The organism is Faecalicatena contorta (genome assembly GCF_021531995.1).
In the GTDB taxonomy this organism is placed as follows: domain Bacteria; phylum Bacillota; class Clostridia; order Lachnospirales; family Lachnospiraceae; genus Dorea_A; species Dorea_A contorta_A.
In genome coordinates this window covers 1-15464 of sequence record NZ_JAFBIZ010000070.1, presented here as the reverse complement: position 1 = coordinate 15464, position 15464 = coordinate 1, and the positions used below count along the sequence as shown (strand labels likewise).

The 15464-nt window shown below is 42.9% G+C and carries 17 protein-coding genes and 1 pseudogene; 16 read left to right on the top strand and 2 right to left on the bottom strand.

The window, feature by feature from the left end:
• The first annotated feature begins 110 nt into the window (after nucleotides 1–110).
• Together rpsU and JQM82_RS10100 are read left to right on the top strand one after the other, a co-directional pair.
• Nucleotides 111–287, top strand: a complete 177-nt coding sequence (rpsU, locus tag JQM82_RS10105) for a 30S ribosomal protein S21 (protein ID WP_005603101.1) — start codon at nucleotides 111–113, stop codon at nucleotides 285–287.
• A gap of 205 nt (nucleotides 288–492) precedes the next feature.
• On the top strand, nucleotides 493–1728 hold the full coding sequence (locus tag JQM82_RS10100; RefSeq protein WP_235250146.1) for an aspartate aminotransferase family protein: 1236 nt from the start codon (nucleotides 493–495) through the stop codon (nucleotides 1726–1728).
• A 79-nt stretch (nucleotides 1729–1807) separates the two neighbouring features.
• Here the strand turns inward: JQM82_RS10100 and JQM82_RS10095 are convergent, their stop codons facing one another.
• Nucleotides 1808–2392, bottom strand: a complete 585-nt coding sequence (locus JQM82_RS10095; RefSeq protein WP_235250144.1) for a Maf family protein — start codon at nucleotides 2390–2392, stop codon at nucleotides 1808–1810.
• A gap of 179 nt (nucleotides 2393–2571) precedes the next feature.
• Here JQM82_RS10095 and JQM82_RS10090 point away from each other — a divergent pair, with 179 nt between their 5' ends.
• From JQM82_RS10090 to JQM82_RS10065, 6 genes are read left to right on the top strand one after another with little or no spacing between them, the layout of a single operon-like run.
• Nucleotides 2572–3108, top strand: coding sequence for a prolyl-tRNA synthetase associated domain-containing protein (locus JQM82_RS10090; protein WP_235250148.1), 537 nt, complete (start codon nucleotides 2572–2574; stop codon nucleotides 3106–3108).
• Between the two features lie 41 nt (nucleotides 3109–3149).
• Nucleotides 3150–3851, top strand: coding sequence for a pentapeptide repeat-containing protein (locus JQM82_RS10085; protein WP_235250142.1), 702 nt, complete (start codon nucleotides 3150–3152; stop codon nucleotides 3849–3851).
• Nucleotides 3852–3860: 9 nt separating this feature from the next.
• Nucleotides 3861–5579: an ABC-ATPase domain-containing protein gene (locus JQM82_RS10080; protein WP_235250140.1), complete on the top strand. Its 1719-nt coding sequence runs from the start codon at nucleotides 3861–3863 to the stop codon at nucleotides 5577–5579.
• Nucleotides 5580–5632: 53 nt separating this feature from the next.
• Nucleotides 5633–6226: a 16S rRNA (guanine(966)-N(2))-methyltransferase RsmD gene (rsmD, locus tag JQM82_RS10075; protein WP_268827707.1), complete on the top strand. Its 594-nt coding sequence runs from the start codon at nucleotides 5633–5635 to the stop codon at nucleotides 6224–6226.
• The gene (gene coaD, locus JQM82_RS10070; protein WP_235250135.1) at nucleotides 6220–6696 is read left to right on the top strand and encodes a pantetheine-phosphate adenylyltransferase; all 477 of its coding nucleotides are present in this window, start codon (nucleotides 6220–6222) and stop codon (nucleotides 6694–6696) included. The genes rsmD and coaD overlap by 7 nt, the downstream gene beginning before the upstream one ends.
• 21 nt (nucleotides 6697–6717) lie before the next feature.
• A complete protein-coding gene (locus JQM82_RS10065) occupies nucleotides 6718–7404 on the top strand; it encodes an ATPase (protein WP_235250133.1) in 687 nt (228 codons plus the stop codon).
• 15 nt (nucleotides 7405–7419) lie between these two features.
• Here the strand turns inward: JQM82_RS10065 and JQM82_RS10060 are convergent, their stop codons facing one another.
• On the bottom strand, nucleotides 7420–8349 hold the full coding sequence (locus tag JQM82_RS10060; RefSeq protein WP_235250131.1) for a nucleoside recognition domain-containing protein: 930 nt from the start codon (nucleotides 8347–8349) through the stop codon (nucleotides 7420–7422).
• Between the two features lie 119 nt (nucleotides 8350–8468).
• On the opposite strand from JQM82_RS10060, the gene JQM82_RS10055 reads away from it, so the two are divergent.
• From JQM82_RS10055 to JQM82_RS16525, 8 genes and pseudogenes are all read left to right on the top strand, one after another.
• Entirely contained in the window at nucleotides 8469–9182 is a 714-nt protein-coding gene (locus JQM82_RS10055; RefSeq protein ID WP_235250129.1) for a M23 family metallopeptidase, read from the top strand.
• 71 nt (nucleotides 9183–9253) lie between these two features.
• Nucleotides 9254–10630 carry an RsmF rRNA methyltransferase first C-terminal domain-containing protein gene (locus tag JQM82_RS10050; RefSeq protein ID WP_235250127.1) on the top strand — a complete coding sequence of 459 codons (1377 nt, stop codon included), beginning with the start codon at nucleotides 9254–9256 and terminating at the stop codon, nucleotides 10628–10630.
• Entirely contained in the window at nucleotides 10630–11358 is a 729-nt protein-coding gene (locus JQM82_RS10045; RefSeq protein ID WP_235250125.1) for a pseudouridine synthase, read from the top strand. Before JQM82_RS10050 ends, JQM82_RS10045 begins: the two co-directional genes overlap by 1 nt.
• Complete coding sequence (locus tag JQM82_RS10040) at nucleotides 11348–12016, top strand: HAD family hydrolase (RefSeq protein ID WP_420370609.1); 669 nt, start codon at nucleotides 11348–11350, stop codon at nucleotides 12014–12016. The genes JQM82_RS10045 and JQM82_RS10040 overlap by 11 nt, the downstream gene beginning before the upstream one ends.
• Nucleotides 12016–13935, top strand: a complete 1920-nt coding sequence (locus JQM82_RS10035; protein WP_235250121.1) for a YgiQ family radical SAM protein — start codon at nucleotides 12016–12018, stop codon at nucleotides 13933–13935. The genes JQM82_RS10040 and JQM82_RS10035 overlap by 1 nt, the downstream gene beginning before the upstream one ends.
• Nucleotides 13936–13950: 15 nt before the next feature.
• The gene (locus JQM82_RS10030) at nucleotides 13951–14715 is read left to right on the top strand and encodes an SDR family NAD(P)-dependent oxidoreductase (protein ID WP_235250119.1); all 765 of its coding nucleotides are present in this window, start codon (nucleotides 13951–13953) and stop codon (nucleotides 14713–14715) included.
• A 22-nt stretch (nucleotides 14716–14737) separates the two neighbouring features.
• Nucleotides 14738–15313: a hypothetical protein gene (locus tag JQM82_RS10025; protein ID WP_235250117.1), complete on the top strand. Its 576-nt coding sequence runs from the start codon at nucleotides 14738–14740 to the stop codon at nucleotides 15311–15313.
• Between the two features lie 51 nt (nucleotides 15314–15364).
• Nucleotides 15365–15464, top strand: a pseudogene (locus tag JQM82_RS16525) (RluA family pseudouridine synthase); the annotation flags it as partial.

Sequence of the window (15464 nt, the reverse complement as noted above, 5' to 3'; positions counted from 1 at the left end):
TTGTTGACGTACTAAAAAAATATGTTATAATCATATGTAGTGCAATAAAAATACCCGATCAGTCGTATGATGCACAATATCGGACTGGAGGGGAGGTTAGGTGTGAGACTATGTCAAATGTAATCGTTAAAGAAAACGAGTCGTTAGATAGCGCTTTACGCAGATTCAAAAGAAACTGTGCAAAAGCTGGTATTCAGCAGGAGATTCGCAAGAGAGAGCATTACGAGAAACCAAGTGTTAGACGTAAAAAGAAATCTGAAGCTGCTAGAAAACGTAAGTATAACTAATATGTGCAAGAATAGAGTGCTTATTCAGCACTCTATTTTAATATCCAAAAGGAAGTTGTTAAAAAAATAAAAAAAAGTATTGACGTTTGATTCATGCAGGTATATACTTGATGTCGTTAAAGGGCAAAGGCGCCGTGTCAATTGATACGGTGCCTTTTTTTCTTTGTTAAATACTAGACTATTGGATGAAAGCGAGGAGTTTATTATGAAACTGAAAGATACGGGTCTTACAGCGCAGGAGTTAAAGGATATTGTAAATAAGTATATGGTTGAGACATATGAGCGCTATGACTTTATTGCCGAAAGAGCAGAGGGCATGTATCTGTATGATGAAAAAGGAAATGCTTATCTTGATTTTTATGGTGGAGTTGCAGTTAACAGTGCAGGGAACAGAAATCCTAAGGTAGTAGCTGCCATTAAAGATCAGGTTGATGATATAATGCATACATTTAACTATCCATATACCATTCCACAGGCACTTCTGGCAAAGAAGATCTGCGATACAATCGGTATGGATAAAATCTTTTATCAGAATTCCGGTACAGAAGCAAATGAATGTATGATTAAGATGGCCAGAAAATATGGCGTGGATAATTTTGGACCGGAAAAATATCACATTATTACTGCAAAAATGGGATTTCATGGAAGAACTTACGGTGCAATGTCTGCAACCGGACAGCCGGATAATGCAATCCAGACAGGATTTAAGCCAATGCTTCCGGGATTTTCATATGCAGAATATAACAATCTTGAAGACTTTGCATCAAAAGTTACGGAAAATACAATCGCTATCATGATCGAGCCGGTACAGGGCGAAGGTGGTGTACGTCCAGCAACACAGGAATTTATCGAAGGTCTTCGTACGCTTTGTGATGAAAAAGGATTACTCCTTCTGTTTGATGAAGTTCAGACAGGATGGGGCCGTACCGGTGCACCGATGGCATTCATGGGATACGGAGTAAAACCGGATGCAGTATCCATGGCAAAGGCAGTCGGAGGCGGAATGCCGCTTGCAGCATGTTGTGCAACAGAAAAAGTTGCAAAAGCATTTACTGCTGGAACTCATGGTTCCACATACGGCGGACACTGTGTTGCATGTGCGGCCGGACTGGCATCTGTAACAGAGATTCTTGATAATAATCTGAGCGAAAATGCAAAAGAAATGGGAGATTATATGAAGGCAGAACTTGCCAAACTTCCACATGTGAAAGAGGCAAGAGGCCGTGGACTTCTGGTAGGATGTGAATATGATATCCCGATCGCGGTAGATGTAAAACATGGTTGTCTTGACAGAATGGCTCTGATCACAGCAATCGGAGACAAGGTAAATCGTATGATCCCACCGCTTATCGTTACCAAGAAGCAGATTGATGAACTGATAGGTATTATGCGTGAATCTATCGAAGAAGCAGTCGCTGAATATGAAAAGAAAGCCAGCTAACAGTTCTTCTGGCAATTACCAAAATACCGGCATGGAATTCCATGACCGGTATTTTTTTGAAGTGTAATATGATTGCGCTTTACAGAAGATTGAGGTTTTTCATCTCCTGATAGAGTCTTCCGATCGGAAGCCCCACTACATTGTTATAGTCTCCGGATATTTCTTTGATATGAATGGCAAAGGGTCCCTGAATACCGTATGCGCCGGCTTTATCAAGTGGATCCCTGGTATCAATGTAAGAGAGAAGTTCTGTGCGGGAGACCGGATAAAAGGTCACATCAGTCTTTTCGTAAAAATCATGGGTATATGTCTGATCATTTTTGTGGATTGTAAGAGACACCCCCGTGTAGACCTGATGCGTCCGGTCTGACAACATAGAAAGCATATCAAGCGCCTCTGTCTCATCTGCAGGCTTTCCGAGAATCTCTTCGTTATATACGACTACTGTGTCTGCGCCGATGATGACAAAGTCCTCCCGGTGCGTCTGAACATACTGCTCATAGACATTCCATGACTTCTGATGTGCCAGTTCCATGACAACTTTACAGGGAACCGTCTGCGTGATCTTTTCTTCCACATCAGATGGAATCACTTCATAGGAAAGACCGGCCTGCGTCAGCAGTTCACGACGACGCGGAGAAGCAGATGCTAAAATATATTTCATGTTAAAATACTCCTTTTCTTTTGCTGTATATGTATCCTATTATAACACAGCCTTGTCCGGATTATCAAACACTGAGCGGGAAAGATGTATCGTTTGCAAAGGAGCGTAAGATTCGCTATAATGTAGAAAGGATAAACAGCAGATATATCTTAAAAAGATAAGATGGAGGAAATAATATGATGTATATCAGCGAGATCAGAACAAAGGCCCCGACAGATGAGCGGATGCCGCTGGAACGAAAAATGTATGATATGTTAGATAAACTGAAGATACCTTATGAACAGGTGGACAATGACCCGGCAGCATCTATGGAAGAATGCGCCGCAATTGATGAGGCAATCGGCACAGAGATTCGTAAAAATGTATTCTTATGCAATCAGAAAAAGACAACTTTTTTCCTGCTGGTAATGCCGGCCAATAAAGCCTTTGACACATCCTCTTTCAGTAAGAAGCTGGGAGTGTCACACATGTCATTTGCTCCACCGGAGAAGATGCTGGAACATCTTGGAACAACACCGGGATCTGCCAGTGTAGCAGGTCTTCTGACGGATGAGGATGATTATGTTCAGGTCATTATAGATAAAGAGGTTGCGGAGGCAGAATGGTTCGGATGTAATCCGGGAATCAATACCAGTCATCTAAAATTCAAAACGAAAGATCTTCTGAACAAATTCCTGCCGGCGATTCATCACAGGGCAAGAATTGTTGATTTATAGAAAATTGCGGAAGAACAGACGGGAGAAGGAGGGATGGATTCATGCAGAAGGTATCCAGAGAAGAACTTCGGGCATCTCTTGAAAGCAGGAAGAAAGACGAGAGACTTTCATATCGGGAGAAATCCTTTTGCAATATGGATCTGACCGGATGGGATCTGAACAATATTGATTTTACATTGAGCGAATTCAGGGATGTAGTTCTGGATGAAGTAAATCTCCAGAACAGCAGTATTGAAAATGCGCTTCTGGACGGTTGTCCGATGAAACGTGTGAATCTGAAGTATGCCAACATGCGGACGGCATCCCTTCGGTATTGTGATATGTCCGGAAGTCATATAGAAGGAGCGAATCTGTTTGGTGCGGTCCTGGAACATGCTGTTTTAACCGGAATTACATCTGATGAAGAGACGCAGTGGTTCCGTATGCACTGTCCGGAGACAGGACCGATTCTTGGATATAAAAAATGTTTTAATGACAGGCTGGTTCAATTGTTGATTCCCGCAGATGCAAAGCGGACATCTGCGACGCTTCCGTCTTGCAGATGTAATAAAGCAAAGGTGTTGACGATCAAGAGTTTTGATGCGTCGGAAGAATATATGGAAGCCTGGTCCCTGGTAGATGAAAATTTTGTGTATCGAAAAGGGCAATGGGTGGAAGTGCCTGATTTTAATGAAGACAGATGGATGGATTCCACAACGGGAATTCATTTCTGGATGACCAGAGAGGAAGCCATCGGATATTAGGAGAAAAATATGGGAAAGACATCAGAAGAACTTCGACAGATATTAAACAGAATTGATCACAGAGGATATCCGGCGTATAAAGATACGAGAGGTGTATACCAATTTGGGAAGTACATTCTTGCCATTGAGCATGTTCAGGGAGATCCGTTTGCATCTCCATCAAAATTAAGCGTAAAAATACCGGGAAAGTATGCCGGTTTTCCGAGTGAATTATATGATAAGCCTTACAAACGTATTGCGCTTTCGGACTATCTGATCCGGAACTTTCAACATCAGACTGACAGGTATTCTTTTCAGGCAAAAGGATCAGGAAAAAGTGGATTGATCTCTGTCACAAGATGTGGTCAGGAAATTCTGGAGCGTACAGCCTGTACGATTGACGAAAAAAGTGGAGATATTACGGTACGATTTGAGGTGGGATTTCCGGCAAATGGTCGTACGATCAATGCTGGGGAGCTGATTCGAATATTGTTCGATTATCTTCCGGAGTGTGTGGATAAGGCATTATATTACAAGAAAGCTGATAAGACCAGAGTGCAGAAAGTCATGGAATTGTCGGTTGATCAGGAATACATCCGCAATCAGCTGAAAGAACAGAATCTGATTGCTTTTGTGGCTGATGGATCAATTCTGCCCCGGGAATCAGGTGTATCACAGAGACCAATGAAACAGGCAGTCGCGTTTCAAAGTCCGAAGTCCATGAAAGTGACGATGAAGCTTCCTTTTCATGGAGAACTGCAGGGAATGGGGATTCCAAAAGGGGTAATACTGATTGTCGGAGGAGGTTATCATGGGAAATCTACACTCTTGAAGGCACTGGAATCAGGGGTGTATCCGCACATAGCCGGTGATGGGAGAGAGTATGTGGTAACGGATCCGTGTGCGGTAAAGATCCGTGCAGAGGATGGAAGAAGTATCCGCCATACGGATATTTCCATGTTTATTAATGATCTTCCGAATGGCAAAGATACGACGGCGTTTGATACGGAGGATGCAAGCGGCAGTACTTCTCAGGCGGCAAATGTGACGGAAAGTCTGGAGGCCGGTGCGACGACTCTTTTGATTGATGAAGATACCAGTGCAACGAACTTCATGGTTCGTGATGAATTGATGCAGCAGGTCATCCATCGTGATATGGAGCCGATCACACCGTTTATAGAACGCGTGCGCGCAATTTATGATGAATTTGGAATTTCTTCCGTTATCGTAGCCGGAAGTTCCGGGGCTTATTTTCAGGTGGCGGATCATATCATTCAGATGGAACGATATGTGCCAAAGGAGATTACAGAGATTGCCAGAGAAGCGGCATCGGTATATCCGAGGCTTCAGATCCCGCAGGACAGGCTTAAGATGCCTTCGGTAGAAAGAATTGTAAAACCAGATGGAAGTCTTCGCCATAAAGGAAGAATCAAGATAAAAACAATGGGAAGAGACGGAGTCATGCTGAATCATGACACGATTGATCTCAGATACGTAGAGCAGCTTGCAGATTCTGAACAGTTGACCAGTCTGGGGCACATTCTTCGATGTCTGGAAGAAGAGATATTTGACGGATATAAAACAGTAGGACAGGCGGTAGAGGCAGTATGGAAGAAGATGTGTATGCGGGGACTTTCTGCTGTATGCGAGGGAAGCAGTGTTCCGGGAAATCTTGCAATGCCTCGAAAACAAGAGATTTATGCCTGTGTGAACCGATATCGAAAATTGGGGACTGTTACAAAAAAATAGTTGCCTGAATTGACATTTACATTGCTCATATCTATAATAATGTAGAATCATGTATGATAATAAGGGGATTGTATACTATGAGAGTGATTGCAGGAAGTGCAAGAAGAATACAGTTAAAGACACTGGAAGGGATGGATACCAGACCGACAACAGACAGAATTAAGGAAACGTTATTTAATATGATCGCACCGTATCTGTATGACCGTATGTTCCTGGATTTGTTTTCCGGAAGCGGAGGAATTGGAATCGAAGCTCTGAGCAGAGGCGCCATGGAAGCTGTATTCGTGGAAAAGAATCCAAAAGCAATGGCATGTATCAAAGAGAATCTGAAGCGGACGCATCTGGAGAAAAAAGGGATCACGATGTCTATGGATGTCATGACTGCGCTCTATAAACTGGAAGGAGATAAGCAGTTTGACTATATTTTTATGGATCCTCCGTATGAACATGAGCTGGAACGCAGGGTGCTGGAATACCTTGCGGATTCTGATCTTTTGGCGGATGATGGAGTCGTCATTGTAGAAGCATCCAAGATGACTGATTTTTCGTATGTGGAAGATCTTGGATATTCCATCCTGAAAACGAAGATCTATAAAACAAATAAACATGTGTTCCTTGAGAAGACAGGAAGGAAGGAAATATGTTAAGAGCAATCTATCCGGGAAGCTTTGATCCCGTTACATATGGACATCTGGATGTGATAAAACGATCATCCAAACTGGTAGATGAATTAATTGTCGGAGTATTGAATAATAAGGCAAAAACCCCGTTGTTTTCCGTAGAAGAACGTGTTAAAATGTTAGATGAAGTTACAAAAGATATGCCAAATGTTAAGATAATTCCGTTCGAGGGATTACTGGTAGATTTTGCACGTAAGACGGGTGCAAGAATGGTTATAAGGGGCCTTCGGGCAATTACGGACTTTGAATATGAGCTTCAGATGTCTCAGACCAATCATAAGATGGAACCTGATGTTGAGACGGTATTTTTGACGACCAGTCTGGAGTATTCCTATCTTAGTTCTACGACAGTAAAGGAAGTGGCGGCTTTTGGAGGGGATATTTCTCAGTTTGTACCACCGGTTGTGTTGGAGAATATTGAGAAAAAGCGGAAATAATTAAAAAGGAGAGTGTAGATTATGAGCAGCCGTATTGAACAGATTATTGAAGAAATTGAAGAGTATATTGACAGCTGTAAGTTCCAGCCGTTATCTACAACAAAAATTATTGTTAATAAAGATCAAATGGATGAGCTTCTTCGTGAACTTCGCATGAAGACACCGGATGAGATAAAGCGTTACCAGAAGATCATTGCCAATAAAGATGCGATTCTGGCAGATGCACAGGCAAAGGCGGACAGCTTGATTGAGAATGCCCAGATTCAGACCAGTGAACTGGTTAGTGAGCATGAGATCATGCAGCAGGCTTATGCACAGGCTAACGAGATTGTGACAGCTGCTACTGAGCAGGCACAGCAGATTCTGGATAATGCTACCAGTGATGCCAATGATATTCGTATCGGTGCAATGCAGTATACCGATGATCTTCTTTCTCAGGCAGAGAGCATTATCGGACATACGCTTGACAGTTATACGACCAAATATGATGGTCTGGTTAATTCTCTTCAGGAGTGTTATGATATGGTCCGTAATAATCGTGCGGAACTTGAGATCCCGGAACAGTCACCGAGAGGACTGGAAGCTGAGTACGGCAGTAATGGATATGCCGATTCTGGTTATACGGAAGATACTTACACGAATGATGGCTATGACGATGGCTATCATGAAGAACCGGATATGGAGTTTCAGGAAGAATATGACGGTTAATCCGGGAGTAGATATTCACAGGATAATAAAATAAAAGCAGGATAGAAGGCTGGTTACCATTGCGGTAATCAGCTTTTCTGCAATATATGGAAAGATTGGCAGTCCGGTTCCGCTGATCATGGATCTGGTCTGTGCAACGCAGCACCATCCGCCAAACGATGCAAGTGTCAATGAGAAAATACATTTTGTATTGACGGAGAGAAAAGAAGTGTTGAGAAGCTGGATTCCGGTTGAGATCTCGAATGAGGAAAGAAGCAGTGGAAACCATTCCGGGGCATGAGAGAATACAGCCGTTGCAAGCTCAGCAAATACAGAGAACAAAATCATATATCCACCGACTCTGGTGATTGCATCGAAAGCATTCATAATACAGGAGTCTGTCAGCCTGCTGGCAGAAATGGTGGAAGATACAGGGGATTGATAAGAAAGGCAGACCCTGTCAGGTAACCTGTAATATCTTCGGAACAGGAAGCTGCACAGTACCGGAGAAAGAAAAGAGATACAGACTGCGGGAAGCAGAATGTCCGCTGTTCCAAGTGTCTGAAGAATGATATAATTCATCAGAAATGCAGGGCTTGTATTGTTGCAGAAGGAGAGAAGATAGGAGGCTTCTTCATAAGTAATATACTGTTTTTTTAATAGATCGGAGGTGACCTTTGCTCCCATTGGATAACCGCACAAAAAGCCGATCAGGAGTGCAAAGGTTCCATAACGGGAGACGCAGAATACCCGGCAGAACAAAGGTGAGATAAGCCTTGCGATCCATTCGACTGCCGGCGTCTGCAGCATCAGATTTGAAAGAATCATAAAGGGAAGAAGTGTAGGCAGAACGTTGTGAAACCAGAGCAATAATCCGGCACTGGCCCCGTCAAATGTTCGGGAAGGAAAGCGGAGCATAAGAAGAAATAATAATAGAATACAGATAGAAAATATACGGCGTTTCATTGGGGATCCTCGATGCAATATCAATACATTTTATGAGTATGCGATCAATTTATGACAAGTCATAGCAGACAGGATGATGAGCATATAGTAATAAAAATATGTGAAGCGGGAAGTCATATATGAAACAACTGAACGAAGGAAGACTCTTTCTTTTAATATTACTGATCGCTTTCTTTTCAGTACTTGGAATCCGAAAGATGGAGGCATGGGGAAGATATCAGACGTTACAGAGAAAGACTGTAACAGAAGTACAATATCGTCAGGACTTTTACAGTGATGCCATGTGGGAAGAAAAAGACAGCCTTTCAAAAGAGTGCATATCCTTGCTGGAAAATGTGGAAAACGAAGTGAATTATTACCCGATTCCGGACTCCACTGTGGATAAGTCACTGACTACATCTTTTACAGACAGTTGGATGGCAGAACGGGAATATAATGGGACCAGCGGGCATGAAGGAACGGATATCATGGCTTCGAAAAATCAAAGGGGTATCTATCCGGTCATCAGTATGACGGACGGAGAGGTAACGAATCTCGGATGGTTGGAAAAGGGAGGGTACAGAGTTGGAATCACATCAGCGAGTGGTACTTATTATTACTACGCTCATCTTGAGTGCTACAGTAACCTGAAAGAAGGGGATTATGTGAAAGCAGGGGAGTTATTGGGGTACATGGGAGACAGCGGATATGGACCGGAAGGAACACGCGGAAAATTTGCAGTACACCTCCATGTCGGGATCTACACGCAAAAAGAAGGACATGAAATAAGTGTCAATCCTTATTATGTGTTAAAATCTCTGGAAAATAAAAAATTAAAATATGCTTATTCCTAGAGTTATAACAAAGGATATGTTATACTAAACTACAAAGTGCCTGTTTGGCATATGATATGGAGGAAGAATGAATGAATCTGCCTGATGCATTTGAAGAGAAGATGAAGGAACTTCTTGGAGAAGAATATGAGGAATATATTGCATGTTATGAAGAACCAAGATATTATGGACTTCGTGTAAATACAGAAAAAATATCGGTGGAAGAGTTTGAAAATATATGTCCGTTTGAGATTACAGCTGTACCATGGATTAAAAATGGATTTTATTATGATGGAGAGAAAGTGTCGCCTGCAAAGCATCCGTATTATTTTGCAGGACTTTATTACCTTCAGGAACCCAGTGCGATGACGCCGGCCAGCCGACTTCCTGTAGAACCGGGCGATAAGGTTCTGGATGTATGTGCAGCACCGGGAGGCAAGGCGACGGAGCTGGGAGCAAAGCTGCATGGAAAGGGTGTTCTGATAGCAAATGATATCAGCAGTTCCAGAGCAAAGGGGTTGTTGAAGAATATAGAAGTATTTGGAATCGGTAATGTATTGGTTCTGAGTGAAGAACCTGGAAAGCTGGAGTCTTATTTTCCGGAATATTTTGACAAAATACTGATTGATGCACCCTGCTCCGGAGAGGGAATGTTCCGGAAAGATAAAAAAATGGTGAAGGCCTGGGAAGAACATGGCCCGGAATTTTTCAGTAATCTGCAGAGAAATATCATTCTGCAGGCGGCAAGAATGCTGAAACCGGGAGGTATGCTTTTATACTCAACGTGCACTTTTGATAGTCGGGAAAACGAAAAGATCATTGAACATTTAAAAAAGAATTATCCTGAGTTCCGTATTCTTGACATGGAACCTTATGAGGGGTTCTGTCCTGGTATACCGGAAGTTACGGAACAGAAGGATCCCGGACTTCTGAAAACTGTCCGTATCTTTCCACATAAGATGAAAGGAGAAGGTCATTATCTTGCACTTCTCCAAAAAGGTGATCCGGAGCGTTCCGGAGAGTTGAATATGAAAAAAAAGTCCGGAAGAATACCGGAAGATCTTGCAGAATTTATGAAAAAAGTATCCTGGGATCTGGATGCATCCCGGCTTGACGTTCATGGAGAACGAATCTATTACATGCCGGAGGGCCTTCCGGATGTAAGAGGAATCCGGTTTCTTCGCACCGGCCTGTTGCTTGGAGAACTGAAAAAGAATCGCTTTGAGCCGAGTCAGGCATTTGCGATGTGTCTAAAAAAGGAAGAATATGAACAATGCATTGATCTTTCGGCTTCTGATGAAAGAGTGACGAGATATCTTAAGGGAGAAACTCTGGATGTAGAGGCACTGGTGGACCGGAAAGCGAAAGGCTGGTATCTGTTCTGTGTGGATGGATACCCGCTTGGCTGGGGAAAGCTTGCGAATGGAATGCTTAAGAATAAGTATCTTCCTGGATGGAGGCTGTGTTAATGATACGTTTGGATAAATATCTGGCAGATATGGGTGTCGGAACCCGGCAGGAGGTAAAAAAACAGATCCGTCAGGGACGTGTGTGTGTAAACGGTAATATTGTAAAATCTGCAGATCTTAAGATCAATGAGGAACTTGATATGGTATCTGTGGACGGAAATGTAATCACATATACTACCATGGAATATTACATGCTTAATAAACCGGGCGGGGTTATCTCTGCAACGGAAGATGCACGCGATCAGACAGTGGTAGATCTGATCACGGGTAAAAAGAGAAAAGATCTGTTTCCGGTTGGAAGACTTGATAAAGATACAGAGGGGCTTCTTCTGATTACGAATGATGGAGCATTGGCGCACAGACTCCTGTCCCCGAAGAAGCATGTGGACAAGACCTATTATGCAAGAGTGCGTGGAAAGGTTACAGAGGAAGATGTGGAAAGATTCCGTAAGGGTGTGAATATTGGAACGGAGGAGTACGAAGAGTGGACCCGTTCAGGGACACTACGAATTTTGAACAGTGCGGATATATCTGAGATTCGACTTACTATCAGTGAAGGAAAATATCATCAGGTAAAACGAATGTTTCAGGCAGTGCAAAAAGAGGTGCTTTATCTGAAAAGAGAAGCAATGGGACCACTTTATCTGGATCCGGATCTTCGGCCGGGAGAGTATCGTTCACTGACAAAAGAGGAGATAGAAAATGTTACAAAATGGAATGTTAAATAATATAGATGGAATTATTTTCGACATGGATGGGACACTGATAGATTCTATGTGGATCTGGCCGGCTGTTGATATTGAATTTTTTAAGAAATATAATCTTGAACCGCCGGAGGATTTTCATGTCGAAATGGAAGGAATGAGCTATGCTGAGACGGCACAGTATTTTCTGGATACCTTTCCGACGCTTTCACTCACTCTGCAGGAAGTGATGGATGAATGGACGGAGATGGCTATGGAAAAATATCTGACGCAGGTTCCGTTAAAGGAAGGTGCGAAAGATTTTCTGGACGAGATGAAAAAAAGAGGAATCAAGCTGGGGATTGCAACGAGCAATGGACGTGAACTGGTGGATGAGACACTGAAAGTATTGGAGATTGCAGAAATATTCGATTCTGTGGTTACAGCCGGAGAAGTCGGAGTCGGAAAACCAGCGCCGGATGTCTATCTGAAAGTGGCTTCCGAGATCGGAATAGATCCGACAAGGTGTCTGGTGTTTGAAGATGTGCCAATGGGAATCCTTGCCGGGAAAAATGCCGGAATGAAGGTGTGTGCCGTTGAGGATGATTTTTCCCGAGAGCAGAGATCCAGAAAAAAAGAACTGGCAGATTATTATATCTGCGACTATTACGAGATAAAATCTGAGAGTTATGAGGTGCTGTGATGGCAAATGGTTTTTTACCGGTCTGTAAAAAAGATATGGAAGACAGAGGGTGGATACAGCTGGATTTTGTCTATGTATCTGGAGATGCATATGTAGATCATCCTTCGTTCGGACATGCGATCATTACCAGAGTTCTGGAGGCACATGGATATAAGGTTGGTATCATTGCCCAGCCGGACTGGAAAGACAAAAACAGCATAACGAAGCTTGGGGAGCCAAGGCTTGGGTTTCTGGTGTCTGCAGGGAACATGGATTCCATGGTAAACCACTATACCGTGTCGAAAAAACGCAGACATACCGATGCTTATACCCCTGGTGGTACTATGGGGAAAAGACCGGATTATGCTGCGGTGGTATACAGCAATCTGATCCGGCAGGTTTATAAAAAAACACCGATCATATTGGGCGGAATTGAAGCAAGCCTGCGGCGGATGGCTCATTATGATTATTGGTCTGACAGGCTGAAGCGTTCCATTCTTCTGGATTCCGGTGCGGATCTGATCTCCTATGGAATGGGAGAACGCTCGATTGTTGAGATAGCAGAGGCGTTGGAAAGTGGAATTGATGTGAAAGACATAACCTTTATTGCCGGAACGGTGTATAAGACAAAAAGTCTGGAAGATGTCTACGATGCTGTTTTACTTCCGGGATATGAAGAGATGAAAGCGGATAAAAAGGAGTATGCCCGCAGTTTTTATACGCAATACTGTAATACAGATCCGTATTCCGGAAAGCGTCTTGCAGAACCATACAACGATCATCTTTATGTGATTCAGAATCCACCTTCCGAACCGCTTTCAATGGAAGAAATGGATGAGATATACCAATACCCATATATGAGAACGTATCATCCTTCTTATGAAGCGCTAGGTGGGGTTCCTGCAGTATCGGAGATCAGATTCAGTCTGATCAGTAATCGCGGATGCTTTGGAGGATGCAGTTTCTGTGCCCTGACATTTCACCAGGGTAGAATCATGCAGGTGAGAAGTCATGAATCTCTGTTGGATGAAGCCAGTAAGATTACAAAAGAAAAAGATTTTAAGGGATATATTCACGATGTGGGAGGACCGACAGCAAATTTCCGACAGCCCTCCTGTGAAAAACAGATGACACATGGCGTCTGTAAAAACAGACAGTGTCTTTTTCCGCAACCATGTAAGAATCTGAAGGTGGATCATTCGGACTATGTGGAACTTCTCAGAAAACTGCGGGCACTTCCGGGAGTAAAAAAGGTTTTCATACGTTCTGGAATTCGTTTTGATTATGTAGTTGCGGACCAGGATGATACTTTCCTGAGAGAATTGTGCCAGTATCATGTCAGCGGACAGCTGAAGGTAGCACCGGAACATGTATCTGATCAGGTGCTGCAAAAGATGGGAAAGCCACAGAATCAAGTGTATCAGAAATTTGTCAGACAATATGAAAAGATGAACCAGAAGCTTCACAAGGATCAATATCTGGTTCCGTACCTGATGTCCTCTCACCCGGGATCCACACTGAAGGATGCGATAGAACTTGCGGAACATATTCGGGATCTGGGGTATATGCCTGAACAGGTACAGGATTTTTATCCGACACCTTCGACGATCTCTACCTGTATGTACTATACAGGGGTTGATCCAAGGGATATGGAGCCAGTATATGTTCCAAAAAATCCGCACGAAAAAGCAATGCAGCGTGCACTGATACAGTATAGGGATCCGAAAAATTATGATCTTGTAATGGAAGCCCTGAAAAAATGTGGTCGGATGGATCTGGTAGGATTCGACAGGCATTGTCTGATTCGTCCAAGAAAGATGACTTCGTCAAAGCAGGGATCCGGTTCAAAGCAGAGCCCGCGTTTCAGTAAGGAATCGGACATGAAAAACAGAAAGAAAAGATCTATTCGAAATGTGCATAAAAAGAAAACGGGAAAGTAAGGGAGAGGCAGACGGATGAAAATAGCATTGATCACAGGGGCATCCTCCGGAATTGGACGTGAATTTGCCGTGCAGATTGCAAAATTATACAGAAACCTTGATGAGATATGGGTGACAGCCAGAAGAGCAGATCGTCTGGAACAATTAAAAAAAGAGTTGAATGTCAGAGTAAAAATATATACAGGTGACCTGTGCGAGGATGAGATATACGATCAGATAGAAACAGCTTTAAAAAATGAAAATGTTGAGATTCGTATGTTGGTCAATGCGGCCGGATATGGTAAAATGGAAAAAGTTAGCGCAGGTGATCCGAAGGAGCAATGCGGGATGCTCGATGTAAACTGTCGGGCTCTGACACGGATGACGATGCTGTGCATCCCGTTTCTGTCCAGAAAAAGCAGAATCGTGAACATTGCTTCAGCGGCTGCTTTTTGTCCGCAGCCGGGATTTGCAGTATATGCAGCTTCCAAGTCTTATGTATACAGTTTTTCTCTGGCTTTGGGGGCGGAACTTGAAAAATCTGACATTACAGTGACCGCAGTATGTCCGGGACCTGTGGATACGGAATTTTTTGACCGCGCAGGTGCACTTCCGTCAAAAGAAAAGGCTGCAGTTCGAGCTTCTGCGTCAGAAGTTGTAAAGCGGGCACTTCTGGATTCTGTGAACAGAAAGAAGATATCCGTATATGGTATGCCGATGAAATGCGCAAGGATATCTGCAGGGATTCTGCCTGATCGACTTCTTACCGGGATCATGAAACGTATCAATCACATTAATTGAAATCAGAAGAGAGGATGAGAAGATGAAAATTGAAAAAGGACAGCCGGGATACATCAAAGCAAGAAAAACAAGATATCTGATCTATGCGATTCTGGAATTTGCAATTGTGATTGCGGTTTTGGTACTTGGATATATGCAGACAGGCACAAGAATGAATCTGTTTACGATAGTTGCAATCGTGGGTTGCCTTCCGGCTGCTAAAATGCTGGTAGAATTCATCACGATGGCACCGCATCAGAGTATAGATCCTGAGAAATATAAAGAGATAGAAGAAAAAGCAAATCTGGTCACCAGAGGATACGATATGATTATTACCAGTACGGAAAAAGTCATGCCGTTGGATGCTGTTGTGATATCCGGACATGTGGTGTGCGGTTATGCAAGCAGCGGAAAAACGGATGAGGTAATGCTTGCAAGACATGTGAAAACAATATTGAATCAGAATCATTATGAAAAAATGACGGTAAAAATATTTCACGATTATACGGCATTTCTTGCGCGCGCGGAGGGAATGAATAATATTGCCTCTGTGGAACAAACAGGTAGCAGAAAAAAGGATAAAGAAATATTAAAACTGCTATTAAATATATCTATGTAGAAAGTGGTTCCTATTAGAACTACTGATTGAGATTGCGATGAAGTGAAGGGTATGAAAGAAATTATCATTAAGGAAAACGAAGCAGGACAAAGACTGGATAAGTTTTTAAAAAAGTACCTGAGTGAAGCTCCGGCAAGCTTTATTTATAAAA

Bases quoted from the DNA above. Each gene is read 5' to 3' on its own strand.
- JQM82_RS10065 (WP_235250133.1), top strand. From the start codon at position 6,718: ATGAGCAGCCGTATTGAACAGATTATTGAAGAAATTGAAGAGTATATT.
- coaD (WP_235250135.1), top strand. From the start codon at position 6,220: ATGTTAAGAGCAATCTATCCGGGAAGCTTTGATCCCGTTACATATGGA.
- JQM82_RS10100 (WP_235250146.1), top strand. From the start codon at position 493: ATGAAACTGAAAGATACGGGTCTTACAGCGCAGGAGTTAAAGGATATT.
- JQM82_RS10055 (WP_235250129.1), top strand. From the start codon at position 8,469: ATGAAACAACTGAACGAAGGAAGACTCTTTCTTTTAATATTACTGATC.
- JQM82_RS10050 (WP_235250127.1), top strand. From the start codon at position 9,254: ATGAATCTGCCTGATGCATTTGAAGAGAAGATGAAGGAACTTCTTGGA.
- rsmD (WP_268827707.1), top strand. From the start codon at position 5,633: ATGATAATAAGGGGATTGTATACTATGAGAGTGATTGCAGGAAGTGCA.
- JQM82_RS10035 (WP_235250121.1), top strand. From the start codon at position 12,016: ATGGCAAATGGTTTTTTACCGGTCTGTAAAAAAGATATGGAAGACAGA.
- JQM82_RS10095 (WP_235250144.1), bottom strand. From the start codon at position 2,392: ATGAAATATATTTTAGCATCTGCTTCTCCGCGTCGTCGTGAACTGCTG.
- JQM82_RS10045 (WP_235250125.1), top strand. From the start codon at position 10,630: ATGATACGTTTGGATAAATATCTGGCAGATATGGGTGTCGGAACCCGG.
- rpsU (WP_005603101.1), top strand. From the start codon at position 111: ATGTCAAATGTAATCGTTAAAGAAAACGAGTCGTTAGATAGCGCTTTA.
- JQM82_RS10025 (WP_235250117.1), top strand. From the start codon at position 14,738: ATGAAAATTGAAAAAGGACAGCCGGGATACATCAAAGCAAGAAAAACA.
- JQM82_RS10040 (WP_420370609.1), top strand. From the start codon at position 11,348: ATGTTAAATAATATAGATGGAATTATTTTCGACATGGATGGGACACTG.
- JQM82_RS10090 (WP_235250148.1), top strand. From the start codon at position 2,572: ATGTATATCAGCGAGATCAGAACAAAGGCCCCGACAGATGAGCGGATG.
- JQM82_RS10085 (WP_235250142.1), top strand. From the start codon at position 3,150: ATGCAGAAGGTATCCAGAGAAGAACTTCGGGCATCTCTTGAAAGCAGG.
- JQM82_RS10080 (WP_235250140.1), top strand. From the start codon at position 3,861: ATGGGAAAGACATCAGAAGAACTTCGACAGATATTAAACAGAATTGAT.
- JQM82_RS10030 (WP_235250119.1), top strand. From the start codon at position 13,951: ATGAAAATAGCATTGATCACAGGGGCATCCTCCGGAATTGGACGTGAA.
- JQM82_RS10060 (WP_235250131.1), bottom strand. From the start codon at position 8,349: ATGAAACGCCGTATATTTTCTATCTGTATTCTATTATTATTTCTTCTT.